The 15,573-nt window shown below is 67.3% G+C and carries 15 protein-coding genes; 6 read left to right on the forward strand and 9 right to left on the reverse strand.

Annotated features, from left to right (window positions below; translation table 11 throughout):
- The 8 genes from leuC to AAG801_RS32145 form a co-directional block, all read right to left on the reverse strand.
- Positions 1-1,286 (reverse strand): 3-isopropylmalate dehydratase large subunit (leuC, locus tag AAG801_RS32110; protein WP_341892045.1); only part of this gene is annotated, 1,286 nt, incomplete at its 3' end.
- 108 nt (positions 1,287-1,394) lie between these two features.
- Positions 1,395-2,708, reverse strand: coding sequence for a citrate synthase (gene gltA, locus AAG801_RS32115; RefSeq protein ID WP_341892046.1), 1,314 nt, complete (start codon positions 2,706-2,708; stop codon positions 1,395-1,397).
- Positions 2,709-2,718: 10 nt separating this feature from the next.
- On the reverse strand, positions 2,719-3,072 hold the full coding sequence (locus tag AAG801_RS32120) for a succinate dehydrogenase assembly factor 2 (RefSeq protein ID WP_341892047.1): 354 nt from the start codon (positions 3,070-3,072) through the stop codon (positions 2,719-2,721).
- A 20-nt stretch (positions 3,073-3,092) separates the two neighbouring features.
- The gene (locus tag AAG801_RS32125; protein ID WP_341892048.1) at positions 3,093-3,797 is read right to left on the reverse strand and encodes a succinate dehydrogenase iron-sulfur subunit; all 705 of its coding nucleotides are present in this window, start codon (positions 3,795-3,797) and stop codon (positions 3,093-3,095) included.
- A gap of 109 nt (positions 3,798-3,906) precedes the next feature.
- Positions 3,907-5,700: a succinate dehydrogenase flavoprotein subunit gene (gene sdhA / locus AAG801_RS32130; RefSeq protein WP_341892049.1), complete on the reverse strand. Its 1,794-nt coding sequence runs from the start codon at positions 5,698-5,700 to the stop codon at positions 3,907-3,909.
- A gap of 4 nt (positions 5,701-5,704) precedes the next feature.
- A complete protein-coding gene (sdhD, locus tag AAG801_RS32135) occupies positions 5,705-6,067 on the reverse strand; it encodes a succinate dehydrogenase, hydrophobic membrane anchor protein (protein WP_341892050.1) in 363 nt (120 codons plus the stop codon).
- 11 nt (positions 6,068-6,078) lie between these two features.
- Complete coding sequence (gene sdhC, locus AAG801_RS32140; protein ID WP_341892051.1) at positions 6,079-6,501, reverse strand: succinate dehydrogenase, cytochrome b556 subunit; 423 nt, start codon at positions 6,499-6,501, stop codon at positions 6,079-6,081.
- 116 nt (positions 6,502-6,617) lie between these two features.
- Positions 6,618-7,364, reverse strand: a complete 747-nt coding sequence (locus AAG801_RS32145; protein WP_341892052.1) for a GntR family transcriptional regulator — start codon at positions 7,362-7,364, stop codon at positions 6,618-6,620.
- Positions 7,365-7,528: 164 nt separating this feature from the next.
- On the opposite strand from AAG801_RS32145, the gene AAG801_RS32150 reads away from it, so the two are divergent.
- The 5 genes from AAG801_RS32150 (at position 7,529) to AAG801_RS32170 (ending at position 14,158) form a co-directional block, all read left to right on the forward strand.
- Positions 7,529-8,515 (forward strand): malate dehydrogenase, encoded by a 987-nt coding sequence (locus AAG801_RS32150; protein WP_341892053.1) that lies wholly within the window; start codon positions 7,529-7,531, stop codon positions 8,513-8,515.
- Positions 8,516-8,570: 55 nt separating this feature from the next.
- Positions 8,571-9,563, forward strand: a complete 993-nt coding sequence (locus tag AAG801_RS32155) for an aldolase/citrate lyase family protein (RefSeq protein WP_341892054.1) — start codon at positions 8,571-8,573, stop codon at positions 9,561-9,563.
- 151 nt (positions 9,564-9,714) lie between these two features.
- Positions 9,715-10,215 carry a hypothetical protein gene (locus AAG801_RS32160; protein WP_341892055.1) on the forward strand — a complete coding sequence of 167 codons (501 nt, stop codon included), beginning with the start codon at positions 9,715-9,717 and terminating at the stop codon, positions 10,213-10,215.
- A 238-nt stretch (positions 10,216-10,453) separates the two neighbouring features.
- A complete protein-coding gene (gene acnB / locus AAG801_RS32165; protein WP_341892056.1) occupies positions 10,454-13,045 on the forward strand; it encodes a bifunctional aconitate hydratase 2/2-methylisocitrate dehydratase in 2,592 nt (863 codons plus the stop codon).
- 411 nt (positions 13,046-13,456) lie between these two features.
- A complete protein-coding gene (locus AAG801_RS32170; RefSeq protein WP_341892057.1) occupies positions 13,457-14,158 on the forward strand; it encodes a hypothetical protein in 702 nt (233 codons plus the stop codon).
- 106 nt (positions 14,159-14,264) lie between these two features.
- Here the strand turns inward: AAG801_RS32170 and AAG801_RS32175 are convergent, their stop codons facing one another.
- The gene (locus tag AAG801_RS32175) at positions 14,265-14,492 is read right to left on the reverse strand and encodes a hypothetical protein (RefSeq protein WP_341892058.1); all 228 of its coding nucleotides are present in this window, start codon (positions 14,490-14,492) and stop codon (positions 14,265-14,267) included.
- 44 nt (positions 14,493-14,536) lie between these two features.
- On the opposite strand from AAG801_RS32175, the gene AAG801_RS32180 reads away from it, so the two are divergent.
- Positions 14,537-15,573, forward strand: a 1,037-nt coding sequence (locus AAG801_RS32180; RefSeq protein WP_341892059.1) for a right-handed parallel beta-helix repeat-containing protein, incomplete at its 3' end; no start/stop codon positions are given.

Here is a 15,573-nt window from a genome sequence, read left to right on the forward strand (position 1 = left end):
TCGCCCGGCTCGAGCCGGTCGGCATTCATCGCCAGGCACATCGAGCAGCCCGGCTCGCGCCATTCGAAGCCAGCGGCCCTGAAGACCTCGTGCAGGCCTTCGCGCTCGGCCTGCGCCTTCACCAGGCCCGAGCCCGGCACCACCATCGCGAGCTTGACGTTGGCGGCGACACGCCGCCCGAGCTTGCGCACCACGGCGGCGGCCTCGCGCAGATCCTCGATGCGGGAATTGGTGCACGAACCGATGAACACCTTGTCGATCAGGATGTCGGCAATCGGCTTGTTCGGCTCCAGCGCCATGTACTGCAGCGCACGCTCCATCGCACCGCGGCGGCCGGCGTCCTTCTCGCGGTCCGGATCGGGCACGCGGTCTTCGATGGACAGCACCATCTCCGGCGAGGTGCCCCAGGTGACCTGCGGGCGGATCTGGCTGGCGTCGAGCTCGACGATGGCGTCCCACACCGCGTCGTCGTCGGACCGCAGCGTGCACCAGTAGGCGACGGCCTGCTCCCACTCGAGGCCTGCCGGTGCGAAAGGACGGCCTTTGACGTAGGCGATCGTCGTCTCGTCCACCGCCACCAGCCCGGCACGCGCGCCGCCCTCGATCGCCATGTTGCACACCGTCATGCGGCCTTCCATCGACAGCGCGCGGATCGCCGAGCCGCCGAACTCGATCGTGTAGCCGGTGCCGCCGGCCGTGCCGATCTTGCCGATGATCGCCAGCACGATGTCCTTGGCCGAGCAGCCGCGCGCAAGCTGGCCCTCGACCTTGACCAGCATGTTCTTCGCCTTCTTCGCCAGCAGCGTCTGCGTGGCCAGCACATGCTCGACCTCGCTGGTGCCGATGCCGTGCGCCAGCGCACCAAAGGCGCCGTGCGTCGAGGTGTGCGAATCGCCGCAGACCACCGTCATGCCGGGCAGCGTGGCGCCCTGCTCCGGCCCGATGACGTGCACGATGCCCTGGCGCTTGTCGAGGAAGGGAAAGAACGCCGCCGCCCCGAAAGCCTTGATGTTGGCGTCGAGCGTGGTGACCTGCTGCTTGGAGGTCGGGTCGGTGATTCCGTCGTAGCCGCGATCCCAGCCGGTGGTCGGCGTGTTGTGGTCGGCAGTGGCAACGATCGAGCTGACACGCCAGGGCTTGCGGCCGGCCAGACGCAGCCCTTCGAAGGCCTGCGGACTGGTCACTTCGTGCACCAGGTGGCGATCGATGTAGAGCACCGAGGTGCCGTCTTCCTCGGTGTGGACGACGTGTTCGTCCCAGATCTTGTCGTACAGGGTGCGGGGCATGGGCTCTCGCGGCAGGTTCAGCAGGGAACCAGCAATTTTAGGCGCTTGGCAGACAAAAGGCCCCGGCACTCGCGTGCTGGGGCCTTCGCGACGGGGTCGACTCGGGAATCAGCCGCGCTGCGACATCGGCTTGACGTCGCGGCGCACCGAGCCGTGGTAGAGCTGGCGCGGACGGCCGATCTTGTACTCCGGGTCGCCGATCATCTCGTTGAGCTGGGCGATCCAGCCGACCGTGCGGGCCAGCGCGAAGATCGCGGTGAACAGGCTCACCGGGATGCCGATGGCGCGCTGCACGATGCCGGAGTAGAAGTCCACGTTCGGGTACAGCTTGCGGGCGACGAAGTATTCGTCTTCCAGCGCGATCTTCTCCAGCTCCATCGCCAGCTTGAGGATCGGGTCGTTGTTCTTGCCCAGCGCGCCCAGCACCTCGTGGCAGGTCTCGCGCATCAGCTTGGCGCGCGGGTCGTAGTTCTTGTAGACCCGGTGACCGAAGCCCATCAGCTTGACGTTGGAGTTCTTGTCCTTCACCTGCTTGATGAACTCGCCGATCTTCTCGACGCCGCCCATCTTCTGCACGTCTTCCAGCATGTTCAGCGCCGCCTCGTTGGCGCCACCGTGTGCCGGGCCCCACAGGCAGGCCACGCCGGCGGCGATGGCCGCGAACGGGTTGGTGCCCGACGAGCCGCACAGGCGCACCGTCGAGGTCGAGGCGTTCTGCTCGTGGTCGGCGTGCAGGATGAAGATGCGGTCGATGGCGCGCACCAGCACGTCGTTCGGCTCGTACTCCTCGCAGGGCGTCGCGAACATCATGCGCATGAAGTTCGCCGAGTAGCTCAGCGAGTTCTTCGGGTAGATGTAGGGCTGGCCGGTGCCGTACTTGTAGGCCATCGCCACCAGCGTCGGCATCTTGGCGATCAGGCGGATCGCCGCGACCTCGCGGTGCTGCGGGTTGTTGATGTCGGTGCTGTCGTGATAGAAGGCCGACAGCGCGCCGACCAGACCCGTCATCACCGCCATCGGGTGCGCGTCGCGGCGGAAGCCGCGCAGGAAGAACTGCATCTGCTCGTTGACCATGGTGTGGTTGGTCACGAGCTTGGTGAAGTCGGTCTTCTGCGTCGCGTTGGGCAGCTCGCCCTTGAGCAGCAGGTAGCAGGTCTCGAGGAAGTCGCAGTTGGTCGCCAACTGCTCGATCGGGTAGCCGCGGTACAGCAGCTCGCCCTTGTCGCCATCGATGTAGGTGATCGTCGACTGGCACGACGCGGTGGACAGGAAGCCCGGGTCGTAGGTGAACTTGCCGGTCTGCGCGTAGAGCTTGCGGATGTCGATCACGTCGGGGCCGATGGAGCCCTTGTAGATCGGCAGGTCCATGCTCGGGCTGCCGTCCGAGAATGACAGGGTGGCTTTGACGTCAGACGGAGTCATGGTCGGTTCCTTAGTGGCTGGGCGAGGTTGGGGCCGGTCTTGTCTCCACCGGGCGGGCTCTTGTCGGCCCTGGGGCGTCTTGTCGTTCTTCTTGATTGGCGAGCGGGGTGCGCATCAGGCGCAGCACCTCCATCACGTCGTCGCGCGCCAGGTCACCCTCGGGCTCCTTGCGGCGCAGCAACAGGTCGAGCAGGTCGTTGTCGGCAAGATCCATCAGCGCCAGCATGCCGGCGGCCTGGCCTTCGGTGATGCAGCCCGCGTTCTTCTCGAAGAAGCGCTCGACGAACAGGTCGTTCTCGAGCAGGCCGCGCCGGCAGCGCCAGCGCAGCTTGGAGAGGGCTCGTTCGTCGATCAGCGCGGGCATGGTGCTCGTCCAGGCGATGGTCAGACCGCGCGGCGGACCATCAGCTCCTTGATCTTGCCGATCGCCTTGGTCGGGTTCAGGCCCTTCGGGCAGACGTCGACGCAGTTCATGATCGTGTGGCAGCGGAACAGGCGGTACGGGTCCTCGAGGTTGTCGAGGCGGCCGGCGGTGTCCTGGTCGCGGCTGTCGGCGATGAAGCGGTAGGCCTGCAGCAGGCCGGCCGGGCCGACGAACTTGTCCGGGTTCCACCAGAAACTCGGGCAGGAGGTGCTGCAGCTCGCGCACAGGATGCACTCGTACAGCCCGTTGAGTTCGTCGCGCTCCTCGGGCGACTGCAGGCGCTCCTTGTCGGGCGGCTGCTCGTCGTTGACGAGGTAGGGCTTGATCGAGTGGTACTGCTTGAAGAACTGCGTCATGTCCACGATCAGGTCGCGGATGACGGGCAGACCGGGCAGCGGCTTGAGTACCACCACGTCGGGCAGCGTGCGCATGTTGGTCAGGCAGGCCAGGCCGTTCTTGCCGTTGATGTTCATCGCGTCCGAGCCGCACACACCTTCGCGGCAGCTGCGGCGGAAGCTCAGCGTCGGGTCGACCGCCTTCAGCTTCATCAGCGCGTCGAGCAGCATGCGCTCGGAACCGTCGAGCTCGACCTCGAGGGTCTGCATGCGCGGCTTGGCGTCGGTGTCGGGGTCGTAGCGGTAGATCTGGAAGACGCGCTTGGTCATTGGAGCCCCTCGGCCGTCGAGTACGCCGGCCTATCCCCCGTGGGGATGCGGGCCGGCTTGGGAGCGGCCCGGCGCTCGGCCCGCTTCGTGAATCGTGATTGGGTCATGGTCAGAAGGTACGGACCTTGGGCGGAATCGACTCGGCCGTCAGTGGCTTCAGGTTCACCGGCTTGTAGTCGAGGCGATTGCCCTCGCTGTACCACAGCGTGTGCTTCATCCACTCGGCGTCGTTGCGGCCGTTCGGGTGCTCCGCGGTGTCACCGTAGTCGTTGACGGTATGGGCGCCACGGCTCTCGTGGCGGGCCGCCGCCGAGATCATCGTCGCCAGCGCCGACTCCATCAGGTTCTCGACCTCGAGCGCCTCGATGCGCGCCGTGTTGAACACCTTCGACTTGTCGGCCAGGTGGATGCTCTTGGCGCGCTCGGCGATCGCCTTGACCTTCACCACGCCCTCGTCCATCGAGGCCTGGGTGCGGAACACGCCGGCGTGCTGCTGCATCGCCGTGCGCAGGTCGTTGGCGACGTCCTGCGCGTACTCGCCGCCGGTGCTCTTCTCGAAGCGGGCCAGGCGCGCCAGCGTGCGGTCGGCGGCGTCGGCCGGCAGATCCTTGTGGCTCCTCGTCTTCAGCGCGCTGTCGACGATGTGGTTGCCGGCCGCGCGGCCGAACACCAGCAGGTCGAGCAGAGAGTTGGTGCCCAGGCGGTTGGCGCCGTGCACGCTGACGCAGGAGCACTCGCCCACCGCGTAGAGGCCGCCCACCACCGCATTCGGCACGCCATTCTTCGGCACCACCACCTGGCCGTGGATGTTGGTCGGGATGCCACCCATCTGGTAGTGGATGGTCGGCACCACGGGGATCGGCTCCTTGGTGATGTCGACATTGGCGAAGTTGTGGCCGATCTCGAACACGCTGGGCAGGCGCTTCATGATGGTCTCGGCGCCCAGGTGCGTCATGTCGAGCTGGATGTAGTCCTTGTTCGGACCACAGCCGCGCCCTTCCTTGATCTCCTGGTCCATGCAGCGCGAGACGAAGTCGCGCGGCGCCAGGTCCTTCAGCGTCGGCGCGTAGCGCTCCATGAAGCGCTCGCCGCTGCTGTTGCGCAGGATCGCGCCCTCGCCGCGGCAGCCTTCGGTCAGCAGCACGCCGGCGTTGTGCACGCCGGTCGGGTGGAACTGCCAGAACTCCATGTCCTCGAGCGGGATGCCGGCACGCGCCGCCATGCCCAGGCCGTCGCCGGTGTTGATGAAGGCGTTGGTGCTGGCCGCGAAGATGCGGCCTGCGCCGCCGGTGGCCAGCAGCACGGTCTTGGCTTCGAAGATGTGCAGCTCGCCGGTCTCCATTTCGAGCGCCGTCACGCCGACCACGTCGCCCTCGGCGTCGCGGATCAGATCGAGCGCCATCCACTCGACGAAGAAGTTGGTGCGCGACTTGACGTTCTGCTGGTACAGCGTGTGCAGCATCGCGTGACCGGTACGGTCGGCCGCGGCGCAGGCGCGCTGCACCGGCTTCTCGCCGTAGTTGGCGGTGTGGCCGCCGAACGGGCGCTGGTAGATGGTGCCGTCGGGGTTGCGGTCGAACGGCATGCCGAAATGCTCGAGCTCGTAGACGACCTTGGGCGCCTCGCGACACATGAACTCGATCGCGTCCTGGTCGCCCAGCCAGTCGGAACCCTTGACGGTGTCGAAGAAGTGGTAGTGCCAGTTGTCCTCGCTCATGTTGCCCAGCGAGGCGCCGATGCCGCCCTGCGCGGCGACGGTGTGCGAGCGCGTCGGGAACACCTTGGACAACACGGCGACGTTCAGGCCGGCGCGCGCCAGTTGCAGCGAGGCGCGCATGCCGGAGCCGCCGGCGCCGACGATGACGACGTCGAACTTGCGCTTCGAGACGTTGTTGGAAGTCATGAAATCACAGTCTCCAGAGAACCTGGACGGCCCAACCCGCGCAGCCCACCAGCCAGACGATCGTGAACACCTGCAGCGCCAGCTTGATGCCCACCGGCTTCACGTAGTCCATCCAGACATCGCGCATGCCCACCCACACGTGGTACAGCAGCGAAACGATGACGACGAAGGTCAGCACCTTCATCCACTGCCGGCTGAAGATGCCGGCCCACTTGTCGTAGCCCATCTCGCCGGGCAGCAGCACCTGCACGATCAGCACGAGGGTGAACAGCGCCATCAGCGCCGCGGTGATGCGCTGCGCGAGCCAGTCTCGCAGGCCGTAGTGCGCACCGCTGACGATGCGCTTGGATCCGAAGTTCTGTGCCATGGGGAAGGTTCTCAGAAGAACAGCTTGAAGCCCAGCGCGAGCGTGAGCAGCACGCTCAGGGCCAGCGTCACGAGGGCCGACAGGTGGCCGAACTCCTTCGTGACCGCATGCGTGGCATCCATCCACAGGTGGCGGACGCCGGCGATCAGGTGGTGCAGGTAGGCCCAGATCAGACCCAGCACGACGAGCTTCAGGACCCAGCCGGGCAGGAAGCCGACGCCGGCCGCGAAGGCCGCCTTGAACGCACCGTAGGAGACCTCGGAGGTGACGCTGGCGTCGAACATCCAGATGATGAACGGCATCAGCAGGAACATCACCACCCCGCTGACGCGGTGCAGGATCGACACGATGCCCGCCGGTGGCAGGCGGTACGCGACGATCTGGGAGACGTGGATGTTGCGGAACTCGGGCCGCTGTTTGAGGGTGTCTGCCATGCCCAGCCTTGTCTTCGGTGAAGGTGTAATCGACGCGAAACCAAACGATTCTATTGCACTGCAGCAGGCTTGCATGGCGCTTGCGCACCGCAGGACCGCCGCGATTCAGAGGCGCTTCAACTCAGCTCGTTGCGATAGTGGTGCGCCGCCGTGTTGTAGAGGCCGCGGCGCAGTTCGACCGGCTTGTCGCCATAACTCAGCGACAAGCGCTCGACCGACAGCAGCGGCGTGCCGGGCGTCACCGCCAGCAGTTCGGCCACCTGGCCTTCGGCCGCGACCGCGCGGATCTTCTCCTCGGCGCGGATCATGCGCACGCCGTACTCCGACTCGAACAGGCCGTACATCGGCCCGCGGTAGCTGCCGAGCTTCTCGGCCGTCAGACCCTTGAAGGGCGCAGCCGGCAGCCAGATCTCGTCGAACACCACCGGCACGCCGCGCAGCGACAGCAGGCGCTTGATCTGGATCGCCGCGTCGCCCGAGCGCAGGCCGAGCGAGCGCGCCACGTCGGCCGGTGCGCGCAGGCGGCGGCAGTCGATGAAGCGGCGCTGCGTGCCGCCGTCGGTCACACCGTCGTCGGGCTGCAGGCGCAGGAAGCGGTACTGCGTGGTCTGCTCGGCGTGGGTGGCGACGAAGGTGCCCTTGCCCTGGCGGCGCACCAGCAGGTTCTCGGTGGCCAGCTCGTCGATCGCCTTGCGCACCGTGCCCTGGCTGACCTTGAAGCGCATTGCCAGCTCGGTTTCGCTGGGAATCGCCTCGCCCGGGCCCCACACGCCGGCCTGCAGGTCGCGCACCATCAGCGCCTTGATCTGCTGGTACAGCGGACTGAAGGCGGGGCTCGGCGACTCGGAAACGGCGCTGGACATGACCCGATTGCAGCACAACAGCCGCCCATCGTCCATGATCAGCTGACAGATGTCTTATAGAAGACATAAGACTCGGGATTCCCCTCGCCCCACAGCCTTCTTCGTCCTACACTTCCGGCCTGAACCCTCCCAAAAGACCCCTCTTCTCTCTTCCGGAGCCTTCCATGAGCAAGAAACCCGTTCGAGTCGCCGTCACTGGCGCTGCCGGCCAGATCGGCTACGCGCTGCTGTTCCGCATCGCCTCCGGCGAGATGCTGGGCAAGGACCAGCCCGTGATCCTGCAGTTGCTGGAGATCCCGGACGAGAAGGCCCAGAACGCGCTGAAGGGCGTGATCATGGAACTCGAGGACTGCGCCTTCCCGCTGCTGGCCGGCATCGAGGCCCACAGCGACCCGATGCAGGCATTCAAGGGCACCGACTACGCGCTGCTCGTCGGCGCCCGCCCGCGCGGCCCCGGCATGGAGCGCGCCGACCTGCTGGCCGCCAACGCGCAGATCTTCACCGCCCAGGGCAAGGCGCTGAACGCCGTCGCGTCGCGCGACGTGAAGGTGCTGGTGGTCGGCAACCCGGCCAACACCAACGCCTACATCGCGATGAAGAGCGCGCCGGACCTGCCGCGCGAGAACTTCACCGCCATGCTGCGCCTGGACCACAACCGCGCTGCGTCGCAACTGGCGGCCAAGGGCGGCTTCAAGGTCGGCGACATCCGCAAGCTGACCGTGTGGGGCAATCACTCGCCGACGATGTACGCCGACTACCGCTTCGCGACGGTCGACGGCAAGTCGGTCAAGGACGCCATCAACGACCAGACCTGGAACAAGGACGTGTTCCTGCCCACCGTCGGCAAGCGCGGCGCGGCGATCATCGCGGCGCGCGGCCTGTCGTCGGCCGCTTCGGCCGCCAATGCCGCCATCGACCACATGCGCGACTGGGCGCTCGGCAGCAAGGGCGAGTGGGTCACCATGGGCGTGCCCAGCAACGGCGAGTACGGCATCCCGAAGGACGTGATGTTCGGCTTCCCCGTCACCACCGAGGGTGGCAAGTACAAGATCGTCGAGGGCCTGACGATCGATGCCTTCAGCCAGGAGTGCATCAACAAGACGCTGGCCGAGCTGCAGGGCGAGCAGGACGGCGTCAAGCACCTGCTTTGATGACGGCACCCCGGCCGCCGCTCGCGGCGGCCCGCGCCGCTTCGAGGGATTGAGCATGACCCCCAGAGAGGCGCTGTTCGACGCCGACGATCACGCACCGGCCCTGCCGGTGTGCGATCACTACAGCGGCGTCGAGGTACGCATGCGCAAGAGCCTCGAGCTGCAGGCCGAGCTCGGGCCGGTGTTCGACGTCACGCTCGATTGCGAGGATGGCGCGCCGGTCGGCGGGGAGCTCGAACACGCCAACCTGTGCGCCGAACTGGTCATGTCGGCCACCAACCGCTTCGAGCGGGTCGGCGCGCGCGTCCACCCGGTCGACCACCCGGCCTTCGAGCACGACGTCGATACGCTGGTGCGCCGCGCCGGTTCGCGGCTGGCCTACCTGATGGTGCCCAAGCCGCGCGGCCTGGCCGACGTCCGGCGCGCCATCGACGAGATCGACCACTTCATCCGCATCCACGGCCACGGGCGAGAGATTCCCGTGCATGTGCTGGTCGAGACGCACGGCGCGCTGCGCGAGGTCGACGCCATCGCGGCTCACCCGCGCATCGAGTCGGTCTCCTTCGGCCTGATGGACTTCGTCTCGGCGCACCGCGGCGCGATTCCTGCCAGCGCGATGAGCGCCGAGGGCCAGTTCAACCACCCGCTGGTGCGTCGCGCCAAGCTGGAGATCGCCGCGGCCTGCCACGCGCACGGCAAGGCGCCCTCTCACTGCGTGGTCACCGAGTTCAAGGATCTGCGCGCGCTGTCCGGCGCCGCCACACGCGCCACGCGCGAGTTCGGCTACACGCGCATGTGGAGCATCCACCCCGACCAGGTGCGAACCATCGTCGACGCCTTCGCGCCGACGGTCGCCGAGACCGACCTCGCCATCGAGATCATCCGCGCCGCCCAGGCCGCGCAGTGGGCACCGATCCGCCACCGCGACACGCTGCACGATCGTGCCAGCTACCGCTACTTCTGGCAGGTGCTGGAACGTGCCCGCCGCACCGGCCAGCCGCTGCCGGCCGAGGTGCGGCAGGCATGGTTCGACAAGGCCGTCGCCTGATCAGACTGTGCAAGGCGCCACGGCACGGCGCCGGTGCACGTTTGCACTTGTAAGCGGCAGCGCGCACCGCGCAGCAATTGGTTGCAAGGGGGGCCGCCACGGCCTCATGCTGCCGCCACCGTCCACCGACCCGCGTTCGCGCGAATCCACCATGACCCTGAAGACCCGCCTCGCCCTCGCCGCCGCCCTGTGCCTCGGCGCCTCGCTCGCCACCGCGCAGACGGCCACGCCGGCCAAGCCCGCCGCGAAACCGGCCGCCAAGGCAACCAAGCCCGCCAAGGCGGCCAAGGCTGCGCCGGCGCCCGCTGCCGAGCCGGGCCCCGCCTCAGCAGAACAGATGGCGGCTGCCGAGCGTGTGCACTACGGCACCTACGATTGCGAATTCGGCAAGACCGCCGAAGTGTCGACACTGCCCAAGTACCCCGGCTACGCCGAGGTGAAGTCGGGCAAGCAGTCCTGGCTGATGAAGCCGGTGGCCTCCAGCACCGGCGCGATCCGCCTGGAAGACATGAAGGGCCAGTTCCTGGTCATCCAGATCGCCAACAAGTCGATGCTGTTCGACAGCAAGTCCGGCCAGCGCGTGCTCGACGGCTGCGTCAACGAGAAGCAGAAGGAATCGGCGGCTGCCGTGGCCGCTGCAGCGAACAAGTAAGCTGCTCCCGCACCGCGAAAGGCCCGCCGAGTGCGGGCCTTTTTGTCTTCCGCGCGCCCAAAGGCCCGCCGAGTGCGGGCCTTTTTCTTGCGTGCGTCACGATGATGACCGACGCTCGCGCCGACAGTCCGGCGTCAGCCGTCACTGCGATGCTTCCTCAAGTCTTATATAAGACATAAAATATCGGGGTAACCCGAAGACACCCCTTCCAGCCCCCGCCAACGCACCGGAGCACCCCATGCTGCAAGCCTATCGCCAACATGCCGCCGAACGCGCCGCCCTCGGCATCCCGCCGCTGCCGCTGGATGCCAAGCAGACCGCCGAGCTGATCGAGCTGATCAAGGCGCCGCCGGCTGGCGAGGATGCATTCCTGCTGGACCTGCTGACGCATCGCGTCCCGCCCGGCGTGGACGACGCCGCCAAGGTCAAGGCCTCGTTCCTCGCCGCCGTCGCCCACGGTGACCTGACCGTCGGCCTGGTCTCCAAGGCCAAGGCCACCGAGCTGCTGGGCACCATGGTCGGCGGCTACAACGTGCATCCGCTGATCGAACTGCTCGACGATGCCGAAGTCGCCAGCGTCGCCGCCGAGGCGCTGAAGAAGACGCTGCTGATGTTCGACTTCTTCAACGACGTCGCCGAGAAGGCCAAGGCCGGCAATGCCTTCGCGAAGGACGTGATGAAGAGCTGGGCCGATGCCGAGTGGTTCACCACCCGCCCGGAGGTGCCGAAGGCCATCACCGTCACCGTCTTCAAGGTGCCCGGCGAGACCAACACCGACGACCTGTCGCCCGCACCGGATGCGTGGAGCCGCCCGGACATCCCGCTGCACTACCTGGCGATGCTGAAGAACACGCGGCCTGACGCGGCGTTCAAGCCCGAGGAAGACGGCAAGCGCGGCCCGATGCAGTTCATCGAGGACCTGAAGAAGAAGGGCCACCTGGTCGCCTACGTCGGCGACGTGGTCGGCACCGGCTCGTCGCGCAAGAGCGCCACCAACAGCGTGATCTGGGCCACCGGCCAGGACATTCCGTTCGTGCCGAACAAGCGCTTCGGCGGCGTCACGCTGGGCGGCAAGATCGCGCCGATCTTCTTCAACACGCAGGAAGACTCCGGCTCGCTGCCGATCGAGGTCGACGTCTCCAAGCTCGAGATGGGCGACGTCATCGAGGTGCTGCCCTACGAGGGCAAGCTGGTGAAGAACGGCGCCACCGTCGCCGAGTTCAAGCTCAAGAGCGACGTGCTGTTCGACGAGGTGCGCGCCGGCGGCCGCATCAACCTGATCATCGGCAGAAGCCTCACCGCCAAGGCGCGTGAGTTCCTCGGCCTGAGCGCCTCCACCGTGTTCCGCCTGCCGCAGCCGCCGGTGGCGACGAAGGCCGGCTTCACGCTGGCGCAGAAGATGGTCGGCCGCGCCTGCGGCCTGCCGGAAGGCCAGGGCATGCGCCCGGGCACCTACTGCGAGCCGAAGATGACCACCGTCGGCAGCCAGGACACCACCGGCCCGATGACACGCGACGAGCTGAAGGACCTGGCCTGCCTGGGCTTCAGCGCCGACCTGGTGATGCAGTCGTTCTGCCACACCGCGGCCTATCCGAAGCCGGTCGACGTGAAGACGCACCGCGAGCTGCCGGCCTTCATCAGCAACCGCGGCGGCGTGGCGCTGCGCCCGGGCGACGGCGTGATCCACAGCTGGCTGAACCGCCTGCTGCTGCCCGACACCGTGGGCACCGGCGGCGACTCGCACACCCGCTTCCCGATCGGCATCTCCTTCCCTGCAGGCTCCGGCCTGGTCGCCTTCGGTGCCGCCACCGGCGTGATGCCGCTGGACATGCCGGAGTCGGTGCTGGTGCGCTTCAAGGGCGAGATACAGCCGGGCGTGACGCTGCGCGACCTGGTACACGCGATCCCCTACGCCGCCATCAAAGCCGGGCTGCTGACGGTGGCCAAGGCCGGCAAGAAGAACATCTTCAGCGGCCGCATCCTCGAGATCGAGGGTCTGCCGAAGCTGAAGGTCGAACAGGCCTTCGAACTGTCGGATGCCAGCGCCGAGCGTTCCGCCGCCGGCTGCACGATCAAGCTCGACAAGGAACCGGTCATCGAGTACCTGAAGTCGAACATCGTGCTGATGAAGAACATGATCGCCGACGGCTACGCCGACAAGCGCACGCTGGAGCGCCGCATCAAGTCGGTCGAGGCCTGGCTGGCCAAGCCGACGCTGCTCGAGGCCGACAAGGACGCGGAATACGCGGCCGTCATCGAGATCGACCTGAACGAGCTGAAGGAGCCGGTGCTGTGCTGCCCGAACGATCCGGACGACGCCAAGCTGCTGTCGGACGTGGCGGGGACCAAGATCGACGAGGCCTTCATCGGCTCGTGCATGACCAACATCGGCCACTTCCGCGCCGCGGCCAAGCTGCTCGGCGGCCAGCGTGACATCCCGGTCAAGCTGTGGGTCGCGCCGCCGACCAAGATGGACCAGAGCGAGCTGATCAAGGAAGGCCACTACGCCGCCTTCGGCACCGCCGGTGCGCGCACCGAGATGCCGGGCTGCAGCCTGTGCATGGGCAACCAGGCGCAGGTGCGCGAAGGCGCCACGGTGGTCTCGACCTCGACGCGCAACTTCCCCAACCGCCTGGGCAAGAACACCAACGTGTTCCTGGCCTCGGCCGAGCTGGCGGCGATCGCCTCCAAGCTGGGCAAGCTGCCGACCGTCGCCGAGTACCAGGAGGCGATGGGCGTCATCAACAAGGATGCGGCCAGTGTCTACCGCTACATGAACTTCGACCAGATCGAGGAGTACGCGGAGACGGCGAAGACAGTGACTGTCTGATTTGCCGACGGCGCCCCACCGACGGAGAATGGACTGCCTACCATGAACCATCTTCGTCGGCGCCGGTTGCTGATGGCCTTCGCGGCTCTGCAAGGCAGTGCCGTGCTTGGCGCGTGTGGCGGCGGAGGCAACGACGGCAGCACAGGCGGTACGCCGCCGTCACCGTCGCCCGCGCCCACTCCGTCGCCCGCGCCCACTCCGTCGCCCGCGCCGGCTCCGTCGCCTGCGCCCACACCGACCCCATCCCCTTCGCCATCGCCATCGCCGACGCCATCGCCGGCCCCTTCTCCCTCGCCGGCACCGGCACCGGCACCGCCTGCGGGCACGACCGGACTGGACTTCCCCAGCAACGGCGATGCCCCGACCGGAGCCTACGTCGCGTTTCGATTCCTCGATCCGCACCTGAACGGCTTGCCCCTCTGGGGGCCGGGCGACGCCGGCGTGACCTATCTCTGGAAGATCAGGCCGCGGCAGCAGAATGGCTATTACGCGACCTTCTGGTGGTCGAACGACGGCAACTTTACGTGGAACAACGGCAGCTCCGACAGCTACTACGGCGCACACCCGTACCCGCGCGGCGGCGGAGCCTCCACCGCCGTGCACGACTGGGAACTGGCCGGCATGGACTACGGAACCGACACCATCAACACCCGGGCCGGCATCGCGCACGAACTGGAGGTCGACCGCTGGTACAGCCAGGCACTGGTGATCACCGCGAACGGCGACGGCACGCACACGGCGCACTTCTACATCGACCTGCCGTCCACCCGGGCGAGCGACGTCATTGAGGTCACGGCTCCTTCGTACTTCGGTGTCGACACGCCGCCTGCGCCGGCGCTGACCTTCGGTGACTCGCCCTGGTTTGCCAGCTACCAGCACGAGCGGCTCAGCGGCGTGTTGCGCGGTCTGAAGATCTTTGCCACCACGCTTTCCCAGGCCGACGTGCTCAGCGAAGCGGCCGCCGATTCGCTGGTCACCAGCGCCGGGCGTTCGAGCGTGTGGTACGCGAACCCGAACCCCGCGCCCGGGGACATCAGCGACAAGTCGGGCGCCGGGCACCACCCGAGCTGGGTGGACAGTTCGAACCGCGCACGGCTGTGGAGCGGCAGCTGAGACCCTGGGCGGTCGTCTGCCATTCGTTACAGGGGAATCCGCTACCGGACTAGCATTCGCTGAAACCACCAGCGTGCCCGCCCGATGAACGAGACCAAGCGCCCCGTCAACCTGTTGTTGCTGCATGCCTGTGCGCTGTTGTTTGCCTGCGGTGGCGGCGACAGCGGCGCGACCGGGAATGCGCCGGCACCGGCACCTGCACCGGCACCGGCACCTGCACCTGCACCTGCACCTGCACCTGCACCTGCACCTGCACCTGCACCTGCACCTGCACCTGCACCTGCACCTGCACCTGCACCTGCACCTGCACCGGCACCGGCACCGGCACCGGCACCGGCCCCCAGCGCCGGGACGGCCTGTGATACGGCCACGGGCCGTGTGCTCGAGGTCGGCGCAGGCAAGACCTACAGCGTGCCCAGCGCGGCCGCCGCGGTGGCGCAAAGCGGCGACGTGGTCAAGATCACCGCGGGCGACTACCGTGGCGACGTGGCCTCCTGGTCGGCCAACAACCTCACCATCTGCGGCATCGGCGGACGCGCACGGCTGTACGCCGATGGCCGGCACTACGGTGGCAAGGCGATCTGGGTGGTCAACGGCTCGAACATCACCATCGACAGCATCGAGTTCCGCGACGCCAAGGTGCCCGACCAGAACGGCGCGGGCATCCGCGCCGAGCACGGCGGGACGCTGACCATCCGCAACAGCGGCTTCTTCGACAACGAGAACGGCATCCTCGGCGGCGACGGCAGCGCCAGCAGCGTGGTCATCGATGGCAGCGAGTTCGCCCGCAACGGCTACGGCGACGGCTACACGCACAACATCTACATCGGCCAGGCGGCCCGGCTCAGCGTCAGCAACAGCTTCTTCCACGAGGCCAGGATCGGCCACAACCTGAAGAGCCGGGCCAAGGAAAACCGCATCGAGAACAGCTACTTCATGGACGGCCCCACCGGCACGGCCAGCTACCTCGTCGACTTCCCCAACGGCGGCGCGGTGTACCTGCGCGGCAACCTCTTCCACAAGGGGCCCAATGCCGACAACTCGACCGCCATCGCCTATGGCGCCGAGGGCCTGAAGTGGACCACCAACACGCTGCAGATGGTGCACAACACGGTGGTCATCACGCGCTCGGGCGGCAGCTTCATCAGCGCGCCCTCAGGCACCCAGTCCGTCACGCTGACGGCCAACCTGTTCGCCGGAACCAACGGCCCCAGCCTGATCAGCGGCGGATTCGCCAGCGGCAACATCGCCTCCCAGGGCAATGTCACCAGCACCGCCACCAACTTCTCCGGCGCCGACAACGTCGCCAGCCCCAACTTCTGGCCCAACGCCACCTTGCAGGCACTGATCGGCCTGTCCTCCGTGCTCGACGCCAACTACCTCAACGATTCACCCCAGCCCTTCACCCTGCGTTC

It is taken from the genome of Variovorax sp. YR752 (assembly GCF_943372545.1).

Coding starts and splice junctions, on each gene's coding strand:
- acnB (WP_341892056.1), top strand. CDS start 10,454: ATGCTGCAAGCCTATCGCCAACATGCCGCCGAACGCGCCGCCCTCGGC.
- AAG801_RS32150 (WP_341892053.1), top strand. CDS start 7,529: ATGAGCAAGAAACCCGTTCGAGTCGCCGTCACTGGCGCTGCCGGCCAG.
- gltA (WP_341892046.1), bottom strand. CDS start 2,708: ATGACTCCGTCTGACGTCAAAGCCACCCTGTCATTCTCGGACGGCAGC.
- AAG801_RS32120 (WP_341892047.1), bottom strand. CDS start 3,072: ATGCCCGCGCTGATCGACGAACGAGCCCTCTCCAAGCTGCGCTGGCGC.
- AAG801_RS32155 (WP_341892054.1), top strand. CDS start 8,571: ATGACCCCCAGAGAGGCGCTGTTCGACGCCGACGATCACGCACCGGCC.
- AAG801_RS32125 (WP_341892048.1), bottom strand. CDS start 3,797: ATGACCAAGCGCGTCTTCCAGATCTACCGCTACGACCCCGACACCGAC.
- sdhC (WP_341892051.1), bottom strand. CDS start 6,501: ATGGCAGACACCCTCAAACAGCGGCCCGAGTTCCGCAACATCCACGTC.
- sdhA (WP_341892049.1), bottom strand. CDS start 5,700: ATGACTTCCAACAACGTCTCGAAGCGCAAGTTCGACGTCGTCATCGTC.
- AAG801_RS32145 (WP_341892052.1), bottom strand. CDS start 7,364: ATGTCCAGCGCCGTTTCCGAGTCGCCGAGCCCCGCCTTCAGTCCGCTG.
- AAG801_RS32160 (WP_341892055.1), top strand. CDS start 9,715: ATGACCCTGAAGACCCGCCTCGCCCTCGCCGCCGCCCTGTGCCTCGGC.
- sdhD (WP_341892050.1), bottom strand. CDS start 6,067: ATGGCACAGAACTTCGGATCCAAGCGCATCGTCAGCGGTGCGCACTAC.